Origin of the sequence: Streptomyces sp. SS7 (assembly GCF_037993025.1) — a bacterium.
Lineage (GTDB): Bacteria > Actinomycetota > Actinomycetes > Streptomycetales > Streptomycetaceae > Streptomyces.
Genome location: NZ_CP141223.1, coordinates 1,729,478 through 1,746,159, shown reverse-complemented (window position 1 = coordinate 1,746,159; position 16,682 = coordinate 1,729,478). Strand labels below are relative to the sequence as shown.

General features: G+C 71.8%; 14 protein-coding genes and 1 pseudogene. 8 read left to right on the top strand and 7 right to left on the bottom strand.

Annotation, left to right across the window (positions count from 1 at the left end):
• Positions 1 to 190 precede the first annotated feature (190 nt).
• Complete coding sequence (locus U5640_RS07875) at positions 191 to 1,600, top strand: RICIN domain-containing protein (RefSeq protein WP_340375068.1); 1,410 nt, start codon at positions 191 to 193, stop codon at positions 1,598 to 1,600.
• 10 nt (positions 1,601 to 1,610) lie between these two features.
• Here the strand turns inward: U5640_RS07875 and U5640_RS07870 are convergent, their stop codons facing one another.
• Positions 1,611 to 3,290, bottom strand: a complete 1,680-nt coding sequence (locus U5640_RS07870; protein WP_340375067.1) for a rhamnogalacturonan lyase B N-terminal domain-containing protein — start codon at positions 3,288 to 3,290, stop codon at positions 1,611 to 1,613.
• Between the two features lie 190 nt (positions 3,291 to 3,480).
• Here U5640_RS07870 and U5640_RS07865 point away from each other — a divergent pair, with 190 nt between their 5' ends.
• The 3 genes from U5640_RS07865 to U5640_RS07855 all read left to right on the top strand — a co-directional run bounded on the left by U5640_RS07865 (position 3,481) and on the right by U5640_RS07855 (position 6,944).
• Positions 3,481 to 4,533 (top strand): rhamnogalacturonan acetylesterase, encoded by a 1,053-nt coding sequence (locus U5640_RS07865; protein WP_340375066.1) that lies wholly within the window; start codon positions 3,481 to 3,483, stop codon positions 4,531 to 4,533.
• Positions 4,534 to 4,617: 84 nt separating this feature from the next.
• Positions 4,618 to 6,321 (top strand): DUF2264 domain-containing protein, encoded by a 1,704-nt coding sequence (locus U5640_RS07860; RefSeq protein WP_340375065.1) that lies wholly within the window; start codon positions 4,618 to 4,620, stop codon positions 6,319 to 6,321.
• 242 nt (positions 6,322 to 6,563) lie between these two features.
• Positions 6,564 to 6,944, top strand: a complete 381-nt coding sequence (locus tag U5640_RS07855) for a VOC family protein (RefSeq protein WP_340375064.1) — start codon at positions 6,564 to 6,566, stop codon at positions 6,942 to 6,944.
• 26 nt (positions 6,945 to 6,970) lie between these two features.
• Here U5640_RS07855 and U5640_RS07850 read toward each other — a convergent pair whose 3' ends face one another.
• Positions 6,971 to 7,342, bottom strand: a complete 372-nt coding sequence (locus U5640_RS07850; RefSeq protein WP_340375063.1) for a hypothetical protein — start codon at positions 7,340 to 7,342, stop codon at positions 6,971 to 6,973.
• A gap of 249 nt (positions 7,343 to 7,591) precedes the next feature.
• Positions 7,592 to 8,587, bottom strand: a pseudogene (locus tag U5640_RS07845) (helix-turn-helix domain-containing protein); the annotation flags it as partial.
• Between the two features lie 154 nt (positions 8,588 to 8,741).
• Between U5640_RS07845 and U5640_RS07840 the strand changes: the two are divergent.
• Positions 8,742 to 9,320: a cysteine hydrolase family protein gene (locus tag U5640_RS07840; RefSeq protein WP_340375062.1), complete on the top strand. Its 579-nt coding sequence runs from the start codon at positions 8,742 to 8,744 to the stop codon at positions 9,318 to 9,320.
• Positions 9,321 to 9,610: 290 nt separating this feature from the next.
• Here U5640_RS07840 and U5640_RS07835 read toward each other — a convergent pair whose 3' ends face one another.
• Positions 9,611 to 10,195, bottom strand: a complete 585-nt coding sequence (locus tag U5640_RS07835) for a WHG domain-containing protein (protein WP_340375061.1) — start codon at positions 10,193 to 10,195, stop codon at positions 9,611 to 9,613.
• 153 nt (positions 10,196 to 10,348) lie between these two features.
• Between U5640_RS07835 and U5640_RS07830 the strand changes: the two genes are divergently transcribed.
• The 3 genes from U5640_RS07830 to U5640_RS07820 all read left to right on the top strand — a co-directional run bounded on the left by U5640_RS07830 (position 10,349) and on the right by U5640_RS07820 (position 13,635).
• Positions 10,349 to 10,930: a helix-turn-helix domain-containing protein gene (locus U5640_RS07830; RefSeq protein ID WP_340375060.1), complete on the top strand. Its 582-nt coding sequence runs from the start codon at positions 10,349 to 10,351 to the stop codon at positions 10,928 to 10,930.
• A complete protein-coding gene (locus U5640_RS07825; protein WP_340375059.1) occupies positions 10,927 to 12,300 on the top strand; it encodes an MFS transporter in 1,374 nt (457 codons plus the stop codon). The genes U5640_RS07830 and U5640_RS07825 overlap by 4 nt, the downstream gene beginning before the upstream one ends.
• A 78-nt stretch (positions 12,301 to 12,378) precedes the next feature.
• The gene (locus U5640_RS07820; protein WP_340375058.1) at positions 12,379 to 13,635 is read left to right on the top strand and encodes an MFS transporter; all 1,257 of its coding nucleotides are present in this window, start codon (positions 12,379 to 12,381) and stop codon (positions 13,633 to 13,635) included.
• A 28-nt stretch (positions 13,636 to 13,663) separates the two neighbouring features.
• Here the strand turns inward: U5640_RS07820 and U5640_RS07815 are convergent, their stop codons facing one another.
• Genes U5640_RS07815 through U5640_RS07805 form a run of 3 tightly spaced genes read right to left on the bottom strand, consistent with a single transcriptional unit; the run spans position 13,664 to position 16,270 of the window.
• Positions 13,664 to 14,470: an ABC-2 family transporter protein gene (locus tag U5640_RS07815; protein WP_340375057.1), complete on the bottom strand. Its 807-nt coding sequence runs from the start codon at positions 14,468 to 14,470 to the stop codon at positions 13,664 to 13,666.
• A gap of 1 nt (position 14,471) precedes the next feature.
• Positions 14,472 to 15,275 (bottom strand): ABC-2 family transporter protein, encoded by an 804-nt coding sequence (locus U5640_RS07810; protein WP_340375056.1) that lies wholly within the window; start codon positions 15,273 to 15,275, stop codon positions 14,472 to 14,474.
• Positions 15,275 to 16,270 carry an ATP-binding cassette domain-containing protein gene (locus tag U5640_RS07805; RefSeq protein ID WP_340375055.1) on the bottom strand — a complete coding sequence of 332 codons (996 nt, stop codon included), beginning with the start codon at positions 16,268 to 16,270 and terminating at the stop codon, positions 15,275 to 15,277. The genes U5640_RS07810 and U5640_RS07805 overlap by 1 nt, the downstream gene beginning before the upstream one ends.
• Positions 16,271 to 16,682: the final 412 nt, after the last annotated feature.

The following is a 16,682-nucleotide window of genomic DNA, read 5'->3' as shown; positions in this document are numbered from 1 at the left end:
TCCTCCAGAAAAGGCTTTCTATCAAGTCCCGTCAGACCCGTTGACCTGCTGGTAACACACCCTTACCTTTTCGGCGTTCGTCATTCCACATGTTGTTCGCATTCTCGAACGTAGCCGCCGATCCCACCCACCCGCAGCTTCGAACACACCTGTAGTCCGTGAAGGTGGTCGTTCCCCGAGAGGTATCCCCATGAGACGTGTGTACGCCACCCTGCTCGCCCTCTGTCTGGCGCTGATCGGCGCCCTCGCCACCGCCGGTCCCGCCCGGGCGGCATCCGTGACCGTCCCCAACGGCGTTCAGTTCACCGACACTTCCGGCGCCGTCGTGCACGCGCACGGCGGCGGGGTCATCAAGGTCGGCAGTTACTACTACTGGTTCGGTGAGGACCGCAACGCGGACAACACCTTCCGGTACGTGGACGCCTACCGCTCCACCGACCTGAAGAACTGGGAGTTCAGGAACCACGTCCTGACCCAGTCCAGCGCCTCCGAGCTCGGCACCGCCTACATCGAGCGGCCCAAGGTCGTCTACAACGCCTCCACCGGCAAGTTCGTGATGTGGATGCACAAGGAGAACGGCACCGACTACAGCGAGGCCCGCGCGGCCGTCGCCGTCTCCGACACCGTCGACGGCACCTACACCTACCAGGGCAGCTTCCGCCCCCTCGGCTCCTACATGTCCCGGGACATCACCACGTTCGTGGACACCGACGGAACCGGTTACATGGTGTCCGCCGCGAACGAGAACTACGACCTGCACATCTACCGGCTGACCGCCGACTACACCGCGATCGACAGCCTGGTCGCCAACCCCTGGGCGGGCGGACACCGTGAGGCGCCGGCCCTGTTCAAGCGCAACGGCGTCTACTTCATGCTGACTTCGGGCGCCACCGGCTGGAGCGCCAACCAGCAGCAGTACGCCACCGCCACCAGCCCGGCCGGCCCCTGGACGTCGATGGCGAACGTCGGCGACTCCACCACCTACGGCTCGCAGACCGCGTACGTCCTTCCCGTCCAGGGCACTTCGGGGACGTCGTACCTGTACATGGGCGACCGCTGGGGCAACTCCTTCGGCGGCACCGTCAACGACTCCCGCTACGTGTGGCTGCCGCTGACCTTCCCGACCACGACCACCATGTCGATGTCCTGGTACCCGGAGGTCGCCGTCGACACGGCCGCCGGGACGGTGACCGGCACCAGCGCCACCTACAACACGCTGGTCGCCCGTCACTCGTCCAAGTGCGCCGACGTGACCAGCCAGTCGCTCTGGCAGGGCGCCCAGATCAAGCAGTACACCTGCAACGGCGGCAACAACCAGAAGTACTGGTTCAAGGCGGTCGGCAGCGGCTACTACCAGCTGGTCACCCGGCAGAGCTCGCTGTGCGTGCAGGAGGACTCCGCGACCGTCACCCAGGAGGACTGCGACTCCTCGGCCACCACCCAGCAGTGGTCCCTGACCACCAGCGGCAGCTATGTGAACATCAAGTCCCGGGCGAGCGGCGAATGCCTCGACGTCAACGGCGGGTCCACCGCCGACTCGGCCGCGATCATCACGTACACCTGCAACGGCGGCACGAACCAGCAGTGGACACGAGGCTGATGACGTGACGTCAGGCGAGCAGGTCGATCGCGTCGATCGATGTGCCCGCGCTGAGGAAGGACGTCGTCCCCGAGCCGCTCGCCACGTAGATCTTCAGCTGGTTGTAGGCGCCGGTGTCCGTCAGCCAGGCGGACGCCGGCACGCTGTAGGTGAAGGTGTGGTTGTTGCCCCGGTAGGACCCCACGGTCAGGGACCGGGTGCTCGGCTGGGTGGGCGGGGAGGGCACGGCCGAGGTCCAGGTGTCGTTGACGACGATCTGCGGCCGGCCGTTGGCGTAGGCCGTCGTCACGCCGATGCGCAGGGTGTGCGCGGCGGCGGCCTGGGCCGCGGTCAGCCGGAAGTGGACGATGATGCCGCTGTTGACGTCCTTCCACAGATAGCAGGGGAAGGCGGAGGTCTCGGTGCCGCTGCCGATGACCACGTTGCCCGTCCAGGAGGCGGCCCGTACGTCGGAGGGGTGCGCGTACGTCATCAGGTCGGCGTTCTTGAAGCCGCCGGGCGTGCCGTTCCAGTCCCCGATCCGCCAGATGGCAGCGGCGTTGCCCGGGTCGTTGGAGGACGGGATCGCGATCGTGTTGAGGGTGGTGGTCCCACCGGCGGACACCGTCACCTGCGTACTGTATACAGCCAGCTCGCCCTTGTAGACGGTCAGCGTGTACGTCCCCGGCAGTGCCCCGCCGATGGAGAAGTAGCCGTCCGAGGCCCGCGCCGGCCCCCAGTACTGGGCGGCCGAGTTGGCGAGCCCGACCGTGTACGCGTACGCCGTGTTGCGGCCGCTGATGCCCACGCCGGCCACCCGGCCCCGGCCGCTCGCGGAGACGTACCCGGAGATGCCGAGGGAGTCCGCCCAGGACGTGGTGAGGGTGCCCGGGTAGAGGGAGGAGGAGGGGGCGCCGCCGTCGGTGAAGGCGATGACGTACGGGCCCTGGAGGCCGAAGCGCTGGGCCTCGGTCTGGTTCTCGCCGTAGTAGAGGATCTCGTACAGGCCCCCGCCGTCGGCGCTCTGGTGGCGCAGGAGCGAGCGGTAGAAGGGCCCGCCGGATGCCTTCTCGTGGTTGCTGCGGACGATCCACAGTCCGACGGATCCGGTGGACCATCCGGTGTAGGCGTAGTCGATCACCCGCACCTTGGCGTAGTGCTTGGAGCGCGTCTGGCCGTCGGACTTCGCGAACACGTCCGAGGCCTCGATGGTGGAGGACGTGTAGGTGTAGGAGTCGGGCTGGTCGTTGAGGAACAGGCCCTTCTTCACCCGGACGATGTAGCGGGTGGCCGAGACCGAGGTGTCGGCCTTGTTGGTCCAGAGGTACACGTTGTTCTCGCCGCTGCGAGCCGCGTAGTAGTGCTTGAGCGTGCCGTGGGTGACCGAGATCAGGATCGTCGCGCCGGACTGGGCGATCGTCACCGTCGAGGTGCCGAGCCCGGACTCGATGTGCGAGTTCTTGCCGTCGTAGCCCTGGTACTCGGTGCCCCTGTAGACCAGCGAGGTGAGGTCGCCGTTGGTCTTGCCGACCTTGAAGACCAGGCTCGCGCCGGTGTCGACGACGTAGTTCGAGCCGTCGTCGCTCCAGCCGAAGCCCGCCGCGGAGGCGGGGGAGGCGAGGGGGCCGGCGAGGGCGGCCGTGCCGGCCGCGGCCGCGGCGGAGAGCACGAAGGTACGGCGTCGGACCGGGTGGCTGTCGGATCCGGACATGGGGGAGCCTCCTTCGGGAGGTGTGGGGTGTGCGGGTGTGGGAGAGAGTGACAGTTGAAACGATTTCGCGAAAGGGCTTTCGCTCGGGGGAGGTTGGCAATCTCGTGAAATCGGTTCAGGGTCTAGAAAGCGCTTGTCAATGGCGGTACGGTCCAGCCGCCAGGACTGCCGCCGTGACGGAGGAGCCTCAGTGAGACGTTTCACCCTCGCCGTGCCGACCGCACTGGCCCTGACCGCGGTCCTCACGGCGCTCCCCGCCACCGCGCGGGCGCACGACCACCGCCCCGCACCCCTCGGCACCGACCACTGCTCCGCCGGCGCCTGCCACTTCGACGTCCCGCCCGGCACCTACGACGTCCGGGTCGTCCTCGGCGCCGACACCGACTCCAGCACCTCCGTCAGCGGGGAGACCCGGCGTGCCCTGCTCGCCGAGACGGCGGTCCCGGCCGGGGAACGCCTCGTCCGCAGCTTCACGGTGAACGTCCGTACGCCGGAGGGCGAACCGACCGGCGCAGAGGGAACTCCCGGACTGGACCTGGCACTCGGCGGCACCGCACCCGCCCTCGCGGACATCCGGGTCACCCCCGCCCGGCACGCCCGGCAGATCCTCCTGGTCGGCGACTCCACCGTCTGCGACCAGCCCGGCGACCCCTACACCGGCTGGGGCCAGGAGCTGCCGCAGTATCTGCGCCGGGGCGTCTCGGTCGCCAACTACGCCGATTCCGGCGAGAGTACGGTCACCTATCTGGGGAACCCGCAGCTCTGGGCGACGGTCCAGCCGCTGATCCGCCCCGGCGACCTGGTGCTGATCCAGCTGGCGCACAACGACAAGACGACCGACGAGGTGACGTACCGCGCGAACCTGGAGACACTGGTGGCGGGGGTGCGGGAGAAGGGCGGCAGGCCCGTCCTCGTCACCCCGATCGTGCGCCGCTGGTTCAGCGCCGACGGCACACTGAACAACGGAACGGCCCTGCTGGTCAACGGACTCGGCGTCGACCACCCGGCGGTGATCCGCTCGGTCGCCGCCGCCCGGGACGTACCGCTGATCGACCTCACCGCCCGGACCAAGGCGCTGGTGGAGTCCCTGGGCGTGGAGGGCTCCAAGGCGCTGTACCTGTACACCGAGAAGCGCGACAACACGCACACCTCCGTGCACGGAGCCACGGTCTACGCGGGCCTGGTCCGCGACGAGCTCGTCGCCCAGCACCTGGTGCCCCGGGGCACCGTGCGGGTGGGATGAACTCCTGGGGGCGCCCCGACCGGAACCGGGACGCCCCCAGGGCCTGACCCGCCCCGACCCACCGCGCCGAGAGAGAAACCACCGATGCACCTGCCGCCGCCCGACCCCGCCCTCAGCCCCCGTACCGGCTTCACCCGCGTCCACTGGGAGGCCGCCGCCGACGCGCTGCTGGCCGCGGTGGAGCCGTACGCCACCGAGGACCGGGCCCTCTACCACTTCCCCGGCGACCGGCAGAGCTGGTCGGGCCGTCTTTCCGACGGACTGGAGGGGTACGCCCGCACCCTGCTGCTCGCCGCGTTCCGCCGCGACGAGACGGCCCTGGAGCGGTACGCCGACGGACTCGCGGCCGGCGTCCGGGGCGTCTGGCCGCGCATCGAGGACCGCGGCCAGCCGCTCGTCGAGGCCGCGTCCGTCGCCCTCGCCCTGCGGCTGACCCGCCCCCTGCTCTGGGACCGCCTCGACGACGACGTCCGGCAGCGCGCCGCGCACTGGCTCGGTGACGCGCTGACCGCCGAACCCTGGCCCTGCAACTGGGAGTTGTTCCCCGTCACGGTCGGCGGCTTCCTCCAGGAGATCGGTCACGAGAGCGAGGCGGCCGGCAAGGCGGTCGACCGCGGGCTGGGAAGGATCGAGCAGTGGTACGTCGGCGGCGGCTGGTACACGGACGGCGACGGCCGCAAGTACGACTACTACAACGGCTGGGCGATGCACCTGTATCCGGTGCTGCACGCCTGGCTCGCCGACGACAGTCGACTGCTGACGGTATACGGAAGCCGACTCCGGACCCACCTCGCCGACTACGCCCGGCTGTTCGGCGGCGACGGCGCCCCGATGCACCAGGGCCGCTCCCTCACCTATCGCTTCGCGACCACCGCCCCGCTCTGGCTGGGCGCCCTCACCGGTCACACCCCGCTGCCGTCCGGCGAGACCCGCCGGCTGGCCTCGGGGGCGCTGAAGTACTTCCTGGAGCGGGACGCCGTGGACGAGCGCGGGCTGCTCACCCTCGGCTGGCACGGCCCCGATCCCGCCGTCCTCCAGGGCTACTCGGGCCCCGCCTCCCCCTACTGGGCGAGCAAGGGGTTCCTCGGCCTGCTGCTCCCGCCGGACCACGAGGTGTGGACGGCCACGGAGGAGCCGGGCCCGGCGGAGCGCGAGGACGCGGTGACCCCGGTCGCCGCGCCCAACTGGCTGCTCCAGTCCACACGCGCGGACGGCGTGGTCCGGCTGCACAACCACGGCAGCGAGGACGTCCGCTACGACCCGTACTACACCCGACTGGCGTACTCGACGGTGACGGCGCCCTCCCCCTCGTACGACAACAGTGTGGTCGTCGGGGGAGACCCGGGGCGTACGGGGATCGAGCCGCTGGGCGCCGGGGACGGCTGGGCGGCCTCGCGGCACACCGCGGGCGGCGGGGCACGGGTGACGAGTGTGCTGCTGGCGCGCGGGGCGACGGAGGTGCGGGCGCATCTGGTGACGGGGGCCGCTCCGGGCACGCCGGTCCGGGTCACCGGATGGCACGCCGGGGACGGGCTCCGGGCGGAACTGGTCCCGGTCCACGGCCTGGCGGCCTCCGACGGGGAGGCCGCCGCCCTCGCGGGTACCGCGGGGGACGGCGGCACCCTCTTCGTCGCGCTCGCCCGGCTCACCGCCGAGCCGGAGACCGGCCCCCTGGAGGAGACGGTTTCCGTGCGGGCGGAGGGGCCGGACGGGATCCGGGTGCGCTGGAGCGACGGCTCCGAGGTCCGGGTGACCCTGTCGGGGGACGCCGTACGGGTCAGGGCTTGAGACGGGCGATCCGCAGGGTCGTCGTGGTCGGCGAGGCCCCGGTCAGCGGTTTGGCGTAGGTCGTTGTTGCCACGGGGGCGGAGAAGGGTTGCCGGGACGGAAGGGAATTCCTGCGCTTGCCGCACCGGGCGGACCCGGCGGAGCGGGCGCACCGGCGGGATCCGGCGGGCGTGGCCGCCCGGGGCCTCCGTGGGGAGCGTATTCGCGTTGCCGCGGGTCGGGCCGTGCACAACAATCCCCGCATGACTTCTGCCATTCGCCACGTGACGATCGACTGCTCCGACGCCTACGCCGTCGGCCTTTTCTGGTCCGAGGTGCTCGGCATGCCGCTCCAGGACGAGGACAAGCCCGGTGACGAGGAGGCGTTGATCAAGGGCGCGGGTCTGCTCTTCGTCACCGTGCCGGAGGCCAAGACGATCAAGAACCGGGTGCACCTCGACCTCGAGCCGCAGGACCGTACCCGGGACGAGGAGGTCGAGCGGCTGCTCGCCCTCGGCGCCACGCTGGTCGCCGACCGGCGCAGGCCCGACGGCACCGGGTGGGCCCTTCTCGCGGACCCGGAGGGCAACGAGTTCTGCGTGGAGCGCAGCCGGGCGGAGCGGGGGGCGCCCGCGACGGACTGACCGACGGCTTCCTTCTCCGCGACGGGCTACCCGCGGCTGCGTCGTACCCAGTTGAACCGGCTGACCCGCTCCGCCGAGCCGGTGCCGACGGAGCCGTCGTCTTCGAGGCCGGTCGCTACCCGCCACACCGCCTCCTCGCCCGGCTCCACCTTCACCACGGCGGCACAGCGGCGGCGCACGTGCTCACAGACGTCCAGCAGCGCGAGCGGGCTGCCCGTCAGGTGCTGCGCGTAGCGGCAATGGCTGCGCCACCCTGCCGCCTTGGCAGGAGCGTACAGCTGCGGTGGTGCGGCCGACGGGGTGGCCGGCGGCCTCGAGGCGGCGCACGGCCCGCCGTGCCTGCGCCACGGCACCGCGCAGGACGTGCCGGCCTGCTGGTCCGGTGTGGACCGCGCCACCGTATAAGGAGCTCTGCTCGGGCGGCCGACAGCGGTCACCCCTGAGAAGGGTGGTCAGAGCTGCGGCTCCTGAACCGCCTGCGGGGGCAGCAGGGCGGATGCGGTGGTGGTGGGCGTCTCCGGGCGGGCCTGGTGCCGGGTCGTCGCATCGGTGGTGGTGCGGCCGGTGACGGTGGGGTTCGTGGCCGAGGAGCGGTCAGGCCCGGCGGGGCCTGCGCTCACCCCCCTGTCCGGCGTCCTCCGTACTGGCGTGGCGCGGAACCTTGCCCGGTACTCGCCCGGCGTCGCGGCGAGGCGGCGGCGGAACGCCCTGATGAGGGTGTCGACGGTGCCGAATCCGCAGACGGAGGCGATGCGTTCCAGGGCGTCGTCGGTGGTCTCCAGCAGGGTGCGGGCTCTCTCGACCCGGGCCGATTCGATGTAGGCGTGTGGAGTCGTGCCGAGTTCGGTCTTGAAGATCCGGGTGAGCTGCCGGTCGCTCACATGCGCGTACGCGGCCAGGTCTGGCACGGTGAGGCGCTGGTCGAGGTGGGTCAGGATGTGGTGCCGGAGGTCCTCGATGCGCCGCGTCGTGGACACCTGCTCCAGCGGTACGCTGAACTGGGACTGTCCGCCGGGTCGTTTCAGGTACATCACGAGCTCGCGGGCCACCCGCAGCGCGACCGGCTCGCCGAAGTCCTCCGCGACCAGCGCGAGGGACAGGTCCAGGCAGGCACTGATTCCCGCGCCGGTCCAGATCTCGCCCTCCTCGCGGATGAAGATCGGATCCGGGTCGACCCGCACCGTCGGATAGTCGGCGGCCAGTTGCTGCGCGGTCGACCAGTGCGTCGTGGCGCGCTTGCCGTCCAGGAGCCCCGCCGCGGCGAGGACGTGCGCACCGACGCACACCGATGCCACGCGCCGGGTGCGGTCGGCCAGCGCCTTCACCCGGGCCACCGTGCCGGGCTCGACGAGGGGCCGGACGCGCGGCTCGCCGTCGACCTCGACGGACTCCACGGAGCCGGGCACCAGCAAGGTGTCGATCGCCCGTGCGCCGATGTCGTGGAACGTGGCGTCGGGGAGGATCCGCACGCCGGCCGCCGTGGTCACCGGTTCCAGGGTCTCGGCGGCCAGGACGACCTCGTAGCCGGCTCCGTCCGTGGTCTCGTGCCGGACGAGGGAGAACACCTCCGGGGGGCCGGTGACGTCAAGGAGGTCGACGCCTTCGAACAGCACGATCACGATCAGCCGATTCACGGTCCCCACCCTGCGACCTCCGCTTCCCGCCCGGCTGCGGGCGTCGCTTTCTGCAAGTAGGACGTCATTGCCGACACTCCGGTCCGCCCCATAGCGTCACACATGTGTTCAACGGGTCGTTGAACAGCCGCTCAAGCCCGTCGAAGAACCCAGGAGAAGACCTGTGGCAAGCAAGACGCTGCGCGAACTCGACAACGCCGACCACACCCCCGCCGCCCTCGCGTCCTCGACGCTCATCCTCGTCGACTACCAGAACACCTACACCCGCGGGGTGATGGAGCTCGACGGCTGGAAGCCCGCCCTGGACGCTGCATCGGACCTGCTCGCCCGTGCCCGTGCGGCCGGAGCCGCCATCGTCCACGTTCAGCACGACGACGGCGAGGGTTCGCCCTACGACATCCGCACGGAGATCGGCCGCATCCACCCCGGCGTGGCGCCCGTCGAAGGGGAGCCCGTGGTCGTCAAGCACGCCCCCGACGCCTTCCACGGAACCGACCTCGGCAAGCTCGTGGACGAGGCCGGGAACGAGACCGTCATCGTCGCCGGCTTCATGACCCACATGTGCGTCGCCTACACGACGGCGTCCGCGGCCCTGCGCGGCAACAAGCCCACCGTCCCGGCCGACACCTGCGCCACCCGGTCGATCGTGGACGTGTCCGCGGACGAGCTGCACCGCAGTGCGCTGGCGGCCATCGCCGACGCGTACGGCGTGGTCGTCGCCTCCGGAAGGCAGCTGGCCTGACGAATCGGCAGCGGGCTGCGGCGGAGCTTCACGGCCGGCCGTGACGAGGGAACACTCCGGGCACTGGCTGCTCCCTGCGCCTGGCCGGAGTGCTGTGACCGGGCGACGCCTCGCTGCTGGCTGCGAACGCCGGACCCGAGGGTGATCCGGAAGCCCTGTTCGACACGATGATCCGCGCGCAGATCGACATGGTCCGCACTATGCCCACGCCACCGCCAAGCCGATTTCGTTCACCGGTCCCGCCCCCGCTGCAACGTAGTGCGCGGATCCGCCGGTCTGAGTCCTCCGGGTCAGGCCGCCCCGTCGGTCTCCCGGGGCCAGTGCGTCAGCGCCGTGTGCAGCGCCTCGATCGCCTTCTCCCACGACCGCTGTACGTCGCGGGGCGCGCCGAACGATCCGCCGGCCTCCAGGGCGCAGTAGCCGTGGAAGGTGCTGCGCAGCAGGCGGACGGCGTCGGTGAGGTCGGGTTCGGCGAGGCCGTAGGCGCGGAGCATGCCGTGGGTGATCTCGACGGTGCGGCGCAGCGCGGCGGAGTCCACGGCGACGTCCTGGTCGATACGGATCTGCGCGGCCGCGTACCGCCCGGGGTGGCGAAGGGCGTACTCCCGGTAGGCGTCGGCGAACGCGGCGAGCGCGTCCTTGCCGGCGAGCCCCGCGACGGCCGGGGCGATCCGGTCGATCATCTCGCCGCCGACGTACAGGGCGAGCCGGGTCCGCAGGTCCTTGAGGTTCCTGACATGGGAGTACAGGCTCGCGTCCTTGACGCCGAAGCGGCGGGCCAGCGCCGAGAGGGTGACGCCGTCGGGCCCGGCCTCGTCGGCCAGTTCGGCGGCGGCCGCGACCAGTCGGTCGGCGGTGAGGCCGGCTCGGGGCATGGGGACCGCCTTGGGTGATCGGGCCTGGACAGTTCGCAGGAGATCCTAGAGGGGGCTGGCCCGCCGCCCCCGCAGGCCGCCGAACTTCTGAGCAACGCCCCTCCTGCCAGGGAGAGTTGACTCCCGGTCGGTATGAGACGACACTCTCACGCCATGGATGCGGGTAACCGATCGGGCGATGTCGAACTCACCGGTCCCAAGGCCATGCGGGCGCTCGCGCACCCGGTGCGGCTGGCCGTGCTGGAACGGCTCCAGCGGCACGGGCCGGCCACGGCGACCCAGCTCTCCCCGCACGTCGGCGCGACGCCGTCCGTGACGAGCTGGCATCTGCGCCATCTCGCCGCCTTCGGGCTGGTGCGCGACGCCGAGGCCGGGACGGACCGGCGCGAGCGGCGCTGGGAGTCGGTGGGCCGGTGCTTCCGGTCCGGGGCGCCGCAGGACGAGGAGGGGCGCTCGGCCGCGCGCGTCCTGGTCGCGGAGATGTTCGCACGGACCGCGGGGCTGCCGGTGCGCTGGCTCACCGAGACCGAACCGGACCTGGAACCGGAGTGGGCGGCCCGGGCCGGCGGACTGAACAGCAGGATCGTCGTCACCGCCGAGGAGCTGGGCCGGCTCCAGGAGGCCGTCGAGGCACTCCTCGCGCCGTACCTCGCCCGCACGACGGAGCGGTGGCCGCCCGGCAGCCGGGGCGTGCGCGTCCTCACGTACACACTTCCCGAGGGCGCCGCGGAGTGAAGGCGGGCCCGGGCTCGTTATGGCGGGACGGCCGCTTTCTGCGGTTCTGGGCCGGGCAGACCGTCTCCCAGTGCGGCGACCGGGTCTCCGACCTCGCGCTGCCGCTGGTCGCGGTGGGCACCCTGCACGCCTCCGCGGCCGAGGTCGCGTGGCTGACGGCGCTCGTCTGGGTGCCGAACCTGTTCGGGCTGTTCCTCGGCGCGTGGGTCGACCGGCGCCCCGGCAAGCGCCGGCTCATGATCGGCACCGACCTGGTGCGCGCCGCCCTGTTGCTCAGCCTGCCGGTCGCGGCGCTCCTGGACGCGCTCACCCTGGGCCAGCTCTACGCGGTGGCGGCGCTGAGCGGGGCGGCGGCGGTGGTGTTCGGGTCGGCGTACCAGAGCTTCTTCGCCCGCCTCGTGCCGCCGACGTCGTACCTCGACGCCAACAGCAAGCTCGCCGCCAGCCGTTCGGTGTCCTTCGTGGCCGGTCCGGCCCTGGGCGGTGGTCTGGTGCAGCTGCTGACCGCGCCGCTCGCCGTCGCGGCGGACAGCCTGTCCTTCCTCGCGTCGGCGCTGCTGCTGCGGCCGGTGCGCGTGGACGAACCGGAACCGGCCGACCCGGACGGGCCGTCCCTGCCCCGGCTCGCCCGGGAGGGGCTCGCCTTCGTCCTGCGTCAGCCGGTGTTGCGGGCCAGCCTCGGCTGCGCGGCCACCGTCAACTTCTTCACGTTCCTGACCGGCACCGGACTGCTGGTGCTGTTCGCGGACCGCGAGCTGGGGCTGTCCCCGGCGGCGACCGGGCTGGCGTTCGGGGCGGGGGCGCTCGGGGCGCTCCTCGGGGCGGTCACCGCGCCCGCGCTGTCCCGGCGCATCGGCCTCGGCCGCAGCATCGCGGTGGGCGCCGTCCTGTTCCCGGCGCCCCTTGCGCTGCTCTGGGCCGCCCAGGGGTCCCTCCTCGCCCGGGCCGCGGTGCTGGCCGCCGCCTGGTTCCTGTCCTGCTTCGGCGTCATGATCTTCGACGTCAACCTCAACTCGCTGGACACGGCGGTGACTCCGGACGGTCTCCGGGGCCGGGTGATCGGCGCGTACAGCACGGTCAACTACGGCGTGCGTCCCCTGGGTGCCCTCGCGGGCGGCGGACTCGCCACCGCCGTGGGCCTGCGCGCGGCCTTCACCGTGGCCGCCGTGGGCGGTGCGCTGTCGGTGCTGTGGCTGCTGCGCTCACCGATCCCGGCCATCCGCGACCTGGACGACGTCCCGAGGCCCGAGCGGCCTCACCCGCCCGACCGGCCCGACCTGCCTCACCCGCCCGACCGGCCCGACCTGCCTCACCGCCCCGACCGGCCCGCCGGGACTCCGGAGCCGACGCCGCTCACGCGTTCGGACTGACGTCCGGACCGACGTCGGCGTACGGCTCGGCGACGGCCGTAGGGTTGCCGGAGAGCACGGCCGGGGTAGGGGGCGAGGTTGGCGAACCGGGCGCGCGGCGGCGAGCGGCGGACCGCTCCCGCCGGCCGCGAGCGACCTCTGTGGCGACAGCGGGACTTCGGGGTCTTCTGGGCGGCGCAGACCCTGTCCTTCCTCGGTGACTCCTTCGCGCTCGTCGCCCTGCCCCTGCTCGTCCTCAAGGCCACCGGATCACTCGCCCGGATGGGACTGCTCACGGCGGCCGGCGGCGCCGCGTCGGTCGTCGCGGCCCTGTTCGCCGGGGCGGTGGTGGACCGGGTCGACCGGCGGCGCCTGCTCATCGGCTGCGACCTGGTGCGCATGGTGCTCTACGCCCTGATCCCGCTGGTGTGGCTCGCCGGACCGCACGTCTGGCTGCTGTACACCGTGCTGCCGCTGTGCGAGGCCGTGGGCATGCTGTTCGCGGTCGGTTACGTCACCGTGGTCCGCGGCCTGGTCGGCCCCGACCGGCTCACCGAGGCCAACGGCCGCCTCAACGCCACCGCCGCCACGGCCGGAGTTCTCGGCCCGCTGTGCGCCGGTGTCCTCGCCGGACTGGCGGGACCGGCCGCCGCGATCGGCGTCGACGCGGCGAGCTTCGGCGTCTCGGCCGCCTGCCTGGCCGTCGTACGCGTCCGGCGGCGGCCGGCGGACGAGCGGCCGGCCGAACGGGCCGGGCTGTGGCGGGACCTGCGGACCGGGGTGGCGTTCCTGTACGGCCATCCGGTGCTGCGGGTGCTGACCGCCCTCCTCTTCGTCTTCAGCTTCCTCACCCTCGGCCTCAACGACCTGGTCGTCTACCACCTCAAGCACGACCTCGGGCACGACGACGGCACCGTCGGCACCGTCATGGCGGCCGGTGCGCTCGGTACGGTCACCGGCTCTCTGCTGGTGGCCCGGGTCCGCCGCAGGCTGGGCTTCGGCCGGACCTGGACGGCGGCGGTCGCCGCGTGCGGGGCCGCCGTCGCGGGCCTGGGGCGCGCCCAGGACGTGCCCGTCGTGGGCGCCCTCGCCGCCCTCTTCCTGGGCTGCGCCGCCGTCGCCGGCACCTGCTCGATGTCCCTGCGTCAGGAGGTCACCCCCGAACCGCTGCTGGGCCGGGTCACCGCCGCCTTCTGGACCCTCCAGTACGCGGCGGCCCCCGTCGGCGCGGCCGTCCTGACCTGGACGGCGGAACACCACGGCACGGCCCCCGTGGCCCTGGCGGCGGGCGCGGTCTGCGTCCTGCTCGCCGGGGCCGCCCTGCTGACGCCGGTGCGGGGAGCCGGGCGGCGGTGACCGCCGTGACCGCGGTGATCTCCCGGTGTCAGCCGTTCACCCCGGTGTACTTGCCGAGGCTCCACCGCCACAGCAGCCGTGAGCCCAGATACGTCAGGACGCCCAGCAGCGGGGAGGCCGCGGCCAGCCAGTAGGGCACGCCGGTCTCATGGCCGTGGCCGGTGAGGACGGCGGCCGGGAAGTAGGCGACGAACGCGAGCGGAAGGCCGTACGTCAGCAGACCGCCGACCGCCCGCGGAAGGACGTTCAGCGGGTAGCTGCCGAAGGTGCCGAGGAGTTCCTCCAGCCAGCCGCTCCAGTAGTCGGCGGCCGGGAAGCGCAGCGCCGCGCAGGCCACCGCCGTGAACAGCGCCGCCTCCAGCAGCATGCCGCCCACGACCGCCGCGACCAGGTACGAGATCCGGCCCGCCGTCCAGTCCAGCTGACTGCGGCCGAGCGCGCCCGCCATCAGACCCGTCGCCACCGTCAGATCGCCGATGGCGTTGGTCGGGAAGTAGGCGAGCTGGACCTGGCGGTGCACCGGCATCGGGCGCAGCAGATAGATGTCGATCTTCCCTTCCTGGATCTGCCGGCCGATGAAGTGCACCCGTCCCAGCAGCAGCACCATCAGACCGTGGGCGAGCATCCGGATCGCCGGGATCAGCAGCACCTCCGAACTGTCCCAGCCGCCCATCCCCGTGAACCGGGACAGCAGCACGGTCGCGAACACGATCACCGACACCTGCCAGATCGCGCCGATCGCGATGTTCAGCAGGAACTCGCTGCGGTACTCCATCGAGGAACGGATGTTGAGCAGCGTGATGCGCCACACGATGCGCAGGGACTTCAGTGACATCTCAGCCTCCCTGCGCGATCACGCGTCGCGCGGCCTGCCGCCACACCCACCGGGTGAACAGCGCCAGCAGGACCACCCAGCCGGCCTGTACGGCCAACTCGACGACGGCGTCGGACAGCTGAATCCGCCCGATGTAGATGGACAGCGGCACGCTCAGCGTCGCCTGGAACGGCAGGAAGCCGCTCAGCGTGATGAACCAGTCGGGGAAGAACCACAGCGGTGCGTACACCCCGGACAGCAGGTTCTGCGCGAAGATCAGGATCAGCATCGCGGAGTTGTTGCGGATGGTGAAGAAGCACAGCTGGTCCAGGATCAGCATCACGTAGTACAGCACCAGCTGGCCCAGCAGCAGACTGACCGCGAACACCCCCGCCACGGCGGCCGATCCGGGCGGGTCGACCACCCCGGCCACCAGGCACACCGTGTATCCGGCCAGCGCCCAGGCGAAGCCGTACAGCTGCTCGCCGAGGGCGCGCAGGGCGTAGTAGCGCTGCGGCGGCAGCGGGCGCAGGTACCAGTAGACGATCGTCCCGTAGTGCATGTGCTGGATCACGCTGTCCCGGCCGGCGTACTGGTCCAACTGCCGGATACGGGACGCGAGCACGGCCAGGACGGCGTAGGTGACCGCCTGGCCCTCGTCGAGTCCGGCGGTGGTGCCGGTGCGGGAGTACAGGCCGTGCCACAGGGACGCCACCAGCACCACCTGCACGGTCAGCCGGAGCAGGACGGCCGTCATCCGGGGCGGGGCGTGCAGTTCGCCGAGCGGGGTGACCCGGGCGGCACGCCAGGCGGGCACGGTCGCCATCACACCGCCTCCGCGTGGATGTAGGCGGCCCGCATCACGTCCTCCAGATCGGCCTCGTCCAGCGCGATGTCCGTCACCTCGTACCGCTCGATGACCGACTTCAGCGCCTGGTGCACGGTCGGCGCGGCGGACCCGTCCGGGCCGAACACCACCCGTGCCCCCTCACGCCGGACCACCGCGATCCCCGGCAGCGCCGCGACCTCGGCGTGCGGATCGGTGAGCGTGGCCCGCACCTGCCAGGTGGAGCCGAACTTGCGGCGGATGTCGTCGAGGCTGCCGTCCAGCACGAGCCGGCCGTGGTTGACCAGCACCACCCGCTCGGCGAGCCGCTCGACCTCCGTCATGTCGTGCGTGGTCAACAGGACCGTCCGGCCGCGCTCTTCGACCTGGTACCGCAGGAACTCACGGACCTGCTCCTTGACCACCACGTCCATGCCGATGGTCGGTTCGTCGAGGAACACGACCGGCGGGTCGTGCAGCAGTGCGGCCGCCAGGTCGCAGCGCACCCGCTGGCCGAGGGAGAGGTGCCGGACCCGGGTGTCCCAGAAGGAGGACAGTGCGAGGAGGTCGTCGAACTCCGCGAGCCGGGCGCTGTGCTCGGTCTTCGGCACCTCGTAGATGTCCCGGAGGATGGTGAAGGACTCGCGTACCGGCAGGTCCCACCACAGCTGGGTGCGCTGTCCGAACACCGCGCCGATGTTACGGGCGTTGCGCTCGCGGTCCTGGTACGGCACCACCCCCGCGACGCGGGCCTCGCCGGAGGTGGGGGTGAGGATGCCGGTGAGCATCTTGATGGTGGTCGACTTGCCGGCGCCGTTGGGGCCGAGCAGCGCGAGCAGTTCGCCCGAGCCGACGTCGAAGGTGATGTCACTGACCGCGTGTTTGGCCACCCGCTCGGGGTTGACCAGGGAGCGCAGGGCGCCGGCGAAGCCGGGGCGGCGGACGGTGGTGTGAAAGGTGCGGGACAGACCGCGCACCTGGATGGTGCCGCTCACTCGTTCAACCTCCAGTGCGGCGCGGCCGGCCGGGCCGGTCGGCCGCGGGAGAGGTCCTCACATTCTCGGAATGTCGATCAAATGGTCAATTGATTAATCGACGGGACTTGGACCAGGCCTCGACCAGGCCTCGACCGGGGGCCGACCTGGGCCGGCCATCCGGTCGCCGTGAACACGAACGAGAACGCGGCAGGTGCCGCACGCGGGACGTACTTGTTCGCCCCCGGCTGCGAAGACGCCGTCGGGGAGCCGGGGGCGCCGCCGTCCACGGCGCGAGGGGGACGGTGACCGTCCCCCCGGTCGTGACATCGATGTCGAGAGCGGGCACGGTCACCCGCCCGGCGACGTCGGAGTCGACACGCAGGGTGCCCTCGCCCGGAAGGACCCAGCGGCCGGGGACCGTGACCTCGGC